The 6,069-nt window shown below is 61.1% G+C and carries 7 protein-coding genes, 1 tRNA gene and 2 rRNA genes (1 of these 10 running past the window's edge); 1 reads left to right on the top strand and 9 read right to left on the bottom strand.

Features of this window, described 5'->3' with window-relative positions; translation table 11 throughout:
* Positions 1-13: 13 nt before the first annotated feature.
* From B5D62_RS27860 to B5D62_RS27885, 6 genes are read right to left on the bottom strand one after another with little or no spacing between them, the layout of a single operon-like run.
* Entirely contained in the window at positions 14-799 is a 786-nt protein-coding gene (locus tag B5D62_RS27860) for an ABC transporter ATP-binding protein (RefSeq protein ID WP_085937336.1), read from the bottom strand.
* A 5-nt stretch (positions 800-804) separates the two neighbouring features.
* On the bottom strand, positions 805-1,716 hold the full coding sequence (locus tag B5D62_RS27865) for a VOC family protein (RefSeq protein WP_085937337.1): 912 nt from the start codon (positions 1,714-1,716) through the stop codon (positions 805-807).
* Positions 1,703-2,119 carry a RidA family protein gene (locus B5D62_RS27870; RefSeq protein WP_085937338.1) on the bottom strand — a complete coding sequence of 139 codons (417 nt, stop codon included), beginning with the start codon at positions 2,117-2,119 and terminating at the stop codon, positions 1,703-1,705. The genes B5D62_RS27865 and B5D62_RS27870 overlap by 14 nt, the downstream gene beginning before the upstream one ends.
* Positions 2,120-2,129: 10 nt before the next feature.
* Positions 2,130-3,164, bottom strand: a complete 1,035-nt coding sequence (locus tag B5D62_RS27875; protein WP_085937339.1) for an aromatic ring-hydroxylating oxygenase subunit alpha — start codon at positions 3,162-3,164, stop codon at positions 2,130-2,132.
* An 11-nt stretch (positions 3,165-3,175) separates the two neighbouring features.
* A complete protein-coding gene (locus tag B5D62_RS27880) occupies positions 3,176-3,397 on the bottom strand; it encodes a recombinase-like helix-turn-helix domain-containing protein (RefSeq protein ID WP_085937340.1) in 222 nt (73 codons plus the stop codon).
* Positions 3,397-3,726: a hypothetical protein gene (locus tag B5D62_RS27885; RefSeq protein ID WP_085937341.1), complete on the bottom strand. Its 330-nt coding sequence runs from the start codon at positions 3,724-3,726 to the stop codon at positions 3,397-3,399. Before B5D62_RS27885 ends, B5D62_RS27880 begins: the two co-directional genes overlap by 1 nt.
* An 82-nt stretch (positions 3,727-3,808) precedes the next feature.
* Here B5D62_RS27885 and B5D62_RS27890 point away from each other — a divergent pair, with 82 nt between their 5' ends.
* A complete protein-coding gene (locus tag B5D62_RS27890) occupies positions 3,809-4,588 on the top strand; it encodes an SDR family oxidoreductase (protein ID WP_085937342.1) in 780 nt (259 codons plus the stop codon).
* Between the two features lie 155 nt (positions 4,589-4,743).
* Here B5D62_RS27890 and B5D62_RS27895 read toward each other — a convergent pair.
* The 3 genes from B5D62_RS27895 to B5D62_RS27905 form a co-directional block, all read right to left on the bottom strand.
* A tRNA-Met gene (locus B5D62_RS27895) sits at positions 4,744-4,820 on the bottom strand.
* Between the two features lie 59 nt (positions 4,821-4,879).
* Positions 4,880-4,994: ribosomal RNA gene (rrf, locus tag B5D62_RS27900) — 5S ribosomal RNA — on the bottom strand.
* Between the two features lie 98 nt (positions 4,995-5,092).
* Positions 5,093-6,069, bottom strand: a 23S ribosomal RNA gene (locus B5D62_RS27905) (it continues 1,753 nt past the right edge of the window).

The raw sequence follows: 6,069 nt of genomic DNA on the forward strand, positions 1-6,069 counted from the left end.
CCATTCTTGAACGCTAGGCCGCGGCCTGTTCTATTTGCAGCAACTGCATGAGCCGCACGACATAGGTCGCGACCTTGGGATGCTGGCGGCGCTTCATGGGATTGTCGCGGTCTTCGATGTCGACCTCGATCTCCTCGATGATGCGACCTGGACGCTGGCTCATGACCAGGATGCGGTCGGACAGAGCGATTGCCTCGACGAGATCATGCGTGATGAACAGGGCAGTCTTGCCGGTTTCGGCGAGCGTGCGGCCGAGGTCCTGCTGCAGCACCATCTTGGTCTGGGCATCCAGCGCCGAGAAGGGTTCGTCCATCAACAGCACCGTCGGATCGACCGCGAGCGTCCGGGCAAGTGCCGCGCGCTGGCGCATGCCACCGGACAGCTGATGGGGATAGTGATCGATGAAGTCGGTCAGGTGGCACTTCCCGAGCAGATCGAGCGCCCGCTGTCGGCGCTCGCGCCGCGAAAGGCCCTGGATTTCCTGGCCGAATTCGACGTTCTCGATGATCGTGCGCCAGGGCAGAAGGAGATCCTTCTGCAGCATGAAGGCGACGTGGCGATTGGGCTTGGTGACCAGTTCGCCATCGACATGAACTTCGCCGGAGGAAACGGGATCGAGACCCGACCCCATGTTGAGCAGGGTGCTTTTGCCACAGCCCGACGGACCGATCAGCGACACGATTTCGCCGTCGGCGATGGAAAGGCTGACGCCCTCAACGGCGACGACGTGACCGCCCTGGCGGTGATTGGCGAAGCGCTTGGTGACGTTGCGGAACTCGATCCGCGGCGTATCCGGCATCGCGGTCACTCCTGCTTCTGGCGCCGCGTATTGCCGTCGATTCCACCGTCGACGGCCCATTCCGCAAACACGCTCGGACTCGGTTGGAAATCGCGTGGCTTCCAATGCTCGGTCAGGATGTCCTCGTCGGCGAAATACTCGACCAACGCTCCGGCCGGACATTTGAAGTACCAGAACAGCGCCGACGAAATCGGATGGCGCCCCGGTCCGATCTGGGTCTCCCAGCCACAGCGCGACAGATGCATGCCGCCGCCGATCACTTCGTGAAGATCGCGCACCGTGAAGGCGACATGGTTCAGGCCGCGCTTGGCCTCCGGCAGCTGGAGCAGAAAGAGATCATGATGGCCGCCACGCGCGGCGCAGCGAAGGAAATGTCCCCGTCCCGGATAGCGATCGGACAGATGGAAGCCGAGTTCCTCGTAGAACTGGGTCGTCCGATCGAGGGCATCGGTGAAGAAGACGACGTGACCAACCTCGACCGGTTCCGCTCTCTCATAGATCGGGCTGGGTTGATCGATGCGCGCTGCGCGCCCCCAGACATTCGCCGGCGAGCCCGTAACCGAAACCGGCCTCTTGTGGGTCATCCGAAAGCCGATGCCGACGCCGGTGGGATCGACGCCGATGATCGTTCCGTCGATCTCGCGGAAACCGGGCCGGCGCCGAAGTGCGCCGAGCCTGCTCGGATCATCCACCCCCCAGATCACTTCCCGCAACGTCGGGCCCGCTTCCATGGCCGGCGGCAACGACGGATCATCGATCTTGCGGATGAACACCTCGCACCCATTCAGGCTCTCGAAATCGAGCCCGTCAGCATGCTCGGCAACAAGGCGAAGTCCCCAATCGAGGAAGAAGTGGCGACATGCACCGACATCTTCCACGCCGTAGGTAATGCGATCGATACCCTCAATGCCGGACATGGCGATCCACCGAGAAGTTGGCGAAGGCATCGATCTCCACCAGAAGGTCGGGGAAGACCAATCCCTTGACCTCCAGAAGCGTCGAGCAGGGATAAATACCTTCGAAGAACGCCGCCCGTGCGCGGTTCACCTCGTCTTTGCGAGCGATATCCGTCACGTAGATCACGAGCTTGTAGATATTCTGGACGCCGCCACCGGCTGCCTCGACCATCTCGACAACACGCTTCAGCACGGCGAGCGTCTGCTTCTCGAGGCTCGCGCCTCCGATCGGCGCTCCGTCCCTGCCCCGCGCGGTCACGCCCGATGTCACGATTTCATTGCCGACCACCAGGCAGTTCGACCACGTGGCTGCCGCTGGCTCGGCGATCGCGGGTGTCGACACCCGCCGGAACGAACCGATCATGGCGACATCCTCACTGAATGGGATGGCCCGCGGCTTCCAGCGCCTTGAGCTGCGCCTCGGCCTTGCCGCGGAAGACGTGACGCAGACGCGCCAGGCCCATGTCGTGCTGATAGAGATATTCGCGCTGATTGGCGTCAGGCTCGAATTGCTCGAGCATGACGCGATCCTGTTCGAGAACCCGCCAATGCCGCGCCTCCAGACGGTTCTTGTAGAGGAAGCGCCAGGTGTCCCGCTGCCACCCCTCCACCTTGCGGCAACGCCAGTGAAAGACCGCGGCGCGCGTTTCGGAGATCGGCGTATAGACGCCAACGATATGGAAATTCCCGCCCGGCCCGCCACTCGGCGGATAGGGAATTTCCAGACGCAACCAGTGCGCACCCGTATCGACGAATTCCGTCCAGTCGAAATTGATGTTTCGCTGCCCTACCTTCTCGAACACGAATCCGGTCGGCGTTTCGCGCGTGCGAAACGTGGCGGTCGTGTCGCCGAACGACATCGAATGCGACTGCTTGTGCAGGAACGTGCCGTGCATCGGGTCCATGACGTTGTCGTAGACATACCGGTAGTCGCCTTCCCATTCGCAATAGCAAAGGAAGGAGCTGAATTCGGGCGACGTAAGTTGTTCGGGAAATCGGAGCTCGACCGGTTCCGGATGCAGCGCGTCCCCGACATAGGCGAAGATGACGCCGTGGCGCTCCTCAGTCGGGAACGACTTGACGCAATTCCGGCCTTCGAGCTTGCAGCCGGGACTGCCGGGGACGGACATCACCGTCCCATCCTTGCGCACCTGCACGCCGTGATAGCCGCAAGCGATGCGGTCGCCCATGGGAATGCCCATCGACAGCGGCGCGCCGCGATGCGGGCAGTGATCTTCCAGCATGACGGGCCGGCCGGCGTCATCGCGCCAGAGCACAACCTTGAGACCCAGGCGGCGCAAGGAAATCGCCTTCTCGCCGAGAAAGTGCGAGGGGCAGATCGGATACCAGATGTTCCTCACGCCCTTGGCCAGAAGCTTGTTGATCGCCAGGTTTGTCACGGCACTCATTGCTCGCTCCCTCAGGCGCCCAGGCGCTTCATTTCTTTCCGGAACAGGTCCTCGTTCCAGGTCTGACCGTTCGGCGCGGGCACATTCGCCTCGACAAGGCTTGCAACCAGTCCGGGCAAATCATGAATGCCCGCGGCAAACGCACGCTCAATCGCGTCCCCCAGCAGATTCTGATAGTCGTCCGGCTCGCGATCGCGCGCCTGGTGCGGATTGAGGTAGCAGGGACGCTCCATCACTTGCCTCCTTTGCGGACTCTTTCCTTGATGCGCTCGCGCACCGGCATGAAATCGTAGGCCGGGTAGCACTCGGTCCGGAACACGCCCCACGCCGAACGTTCGAGCTCGACATTCACCTCGGCGAGCCTCGAAGCAGGCAGGCGAAGCGTGACGATCTGGCCGAAGCCCATGGCGACATACCACGACACGATTTCGACGTCCGGCGGCGGAAAGCGATCCCACCACTCGGCGTCCTTCAGCCTCGATTGGATCGTGTCGAGGTTGTTCGACTGGTCGTGACGCAGGAACACCGTCAGCAGCAGTGTATCGGGCGAGGTGTCGCTCAATGGATATGTTCCATTAGTGAAACATTAGTTCCTATTTGAACAACGCTACGGACTCGCTACCTTCTTGTAAAGGGAGTTTGCGATGGATTTTGAGTTGCAGGGTCGGACAGCCATTGTCTGCGCGTCCAGCCGCGGGCTCGGACGAGCTTGCGCCGAGGCGCTGGCCGCGGAAGGGGTAAATCTCGTGCTCAACGCCCGCACAGCCGAGGCGCTCGACCACGCGGCCGCCGAGATCCGCGACAGGCACGGCGTCAAAGTGTGGACCGTCGTCGGGAACGTTGCCGACGCCGCCTGCCGCGATGCCTTGCTGTCCGCCTGCCCCGCTCCCGATATCCTCGTGAACAATGCCGGCGGACCGCGCCCCGGAAAGCTGACCGACTATTCGACGGAGGATTGGGAAAAGGCGCTCGACGGGAATCTGCGGGCGCCGGCGGCGATGCTTGCCGCTGTGCTCGACGGAATGGCCGAGCGCGGCTTCGGACGAACCGTCAACATCACGTCCAGCGTCGTGAAACATCCGATCGACGTACAGGGATTGAGTGCTGCCGCGCGATCAGGCTTGCACGGGCTGGTGAGTACGCTCGTGCGCCGCTATGTGGGCTGCAACGTCACCATCAACAACATCCTTCCCGGGCCGTTCGCCACGGACCGGCTCGTCAGCAACTTCACCCATCAAGCCAAGCTCAAGGGAATCTCGCCGCAAGAGGCGATCGACGCTCGCAAGGCCGAGCTGCCGGCGCGGCGATTCGGCGACCCGATGGAGGTCGGTCGCCTTTGCGCCTACCTGTGCAGCGCCCACGCCGCATACATTTCCGGACAAAGCATCCTCATCGACGGCGGAAATCACCCGCAGATCATTTGAAGAGAGCTTGGCATTCCAGCGCCGGACCGATCGCCGTACGCGGTGACAGCGCAGTCGGACATGTCCAGCGCGGGCAGACATGGCGATGTCATAGACGACGCCAAAACGAAAAACCCCAGCACCTGTTGAAAGGGGCTGGGGTTTTTCGTCTGATTTGGTTGCGGGGGCAGGATTTGAACCTACGACCTTCAGGTTATGAGCCTGACGAGCTACCGGGCTGCTCCACCCCGCGGCAAATCCATGCGCGTTCGCTTGTGTCGTTTGATCGGAAGATGCCTTCGCGCTTGGAAGACCTGGCAGCGACCTACTCTCCCGTGTCTTGAGACACAGTACCATTGGCGCTGAGAGTTTTCACGGCCGAGTTCGGAATGGGATCGGGTGGACACCTCTCGCTAGTGCCACCAGGTCGTCGAAGCGCGAAGGATGAGGATCTGAATTTCGTGCGTGTCCTTTCGGACAATGATCAAGACCGTCAGCGGATGTCGACCGCTGCACGGAACGAATGAAATCAAGCCGATCGAGCTATTAGTACCGCTAAGCTGAATGCATCACTGCACTTGCACATGCGGCCTATCAACGTGGTGGTCTACCACGACTCTCAGCGAGACCTAGTTTCGAGGCGGGTTTCACGCTTAGATGCTTTCAGCGTTTATCCCTCCAGTACATAGCTACCCGGCGCTGCGACTGGCGTCACAACCGGTACACCAGAGGTACGTCCATCCCGGTCCTCTCGTACTAAGGACGGCTCCTCTCAAGTCTCGAACACCCACAGCAGATAGGGACCAAACTGTCTCACGACGTTTTGAACCCAACTCACGTACCACTTTAATCGGCGAACAGCCGAACCCTTGGGACCTGCTCCAGCCCCAGGATGTGATGAGTCGACATCGAGGTGCCAAACACCACCGTCGCTGTGGACGCTTGGGTGGTATCAGCCTGTTATCCCCGGCGTACCTTTTATCCGTTGAGCGATGGCCCACTCACGCGGAACCACCGGATCACTATGGCCGACTTTCGTCCCTGCTCGACTTGTCAGTCTCGCAGTCAGGCGGGCTTGTGCCATTGCACTCAGCAGCCGATTTCCGACCGGCCTGAGCCCACCATCGCGCGCCTCCGTTACTCTTTGGGAGGCGACCGCCCCAGTCAAACTACCCACCATGCAGGGTCCCGGATCTGGATGACAGACCGCGGTTAGACATCAAAGAACGAAAGGGCGGTATTTCAAGGTTGCCTCCACGCAAGCTAGCGCCCGCGCTTCAAAGGCTCCCGCCTATCCTACACATCCTTTCTCTAATGCCACTGCAAAGTTGTAGTAAAGGTGCACGGGGTCTTTCCGTCTAACTGCGGGTACCCCGCATCTTCACGGGGAATTCAATTTCGCCGAGCCGGTGTTGGAGACAGCGGGGAAGTCGTTACGCCATTCGTGCAGGTCGGAACTTACCCGACAAGGAATTTCGCTACCTTAGGACCGTTATAGTTAC

It is taken from the genome of Enhydrobacter aerosaccus, from assembly GCF_900167455.1.
GTDB classification, from domain to species: Bacteria; Pseudomonadota; Alphaproteobacteria; order Reyranellales; family Reyranellaceae; genus Reyranella; species Reyranella aerosaccus.

Coding starts and splice junctions, on each gene's coding strand:
- B5D62_RS27880 (WP_085937340.1), bottom strand. CDS start 3,397: ATGGAGCGTCCCTGCTACCTCAATCCGCACCAGGCGCGCGATCGCGAG.
- B5D62_RS27875 (WP_085937339.1), bottom strand. CDS start 3,164: ATGAGTGCCGTGACAAACCTGGCGATCAACAAGCTTCTGGCCAAGGGC.
- B5D62_RS27890 (WP_085937342.1), top strand. CDS start 3,809: ATGGATTTTGAGTTGCAGGGTCGGACAGCCATTGTCTGCGCGTCCAGC.
- B5D62_RS27865 (WP_085937337.1), bottom strand. CDS start 1,716: ATGTCCGGCATTGAGGGTATCGATCGCATTACCTACGGCGTGGAAGAT.
- B5D62_RS27870 (WP_085937338.1), bottom strand. CDS start 2,119: ATGATCGGTTCGTTCCGGCGGGTGTCGACACCCGCGATCGCCGAGCCA.
- B5D62_RS27860 (WP_085937336.1), bottom strand. CDS start 799: ATGCCGGATACGCCGCGGATCGAGTTCCGCAACGTCACCAAGCGCTTC.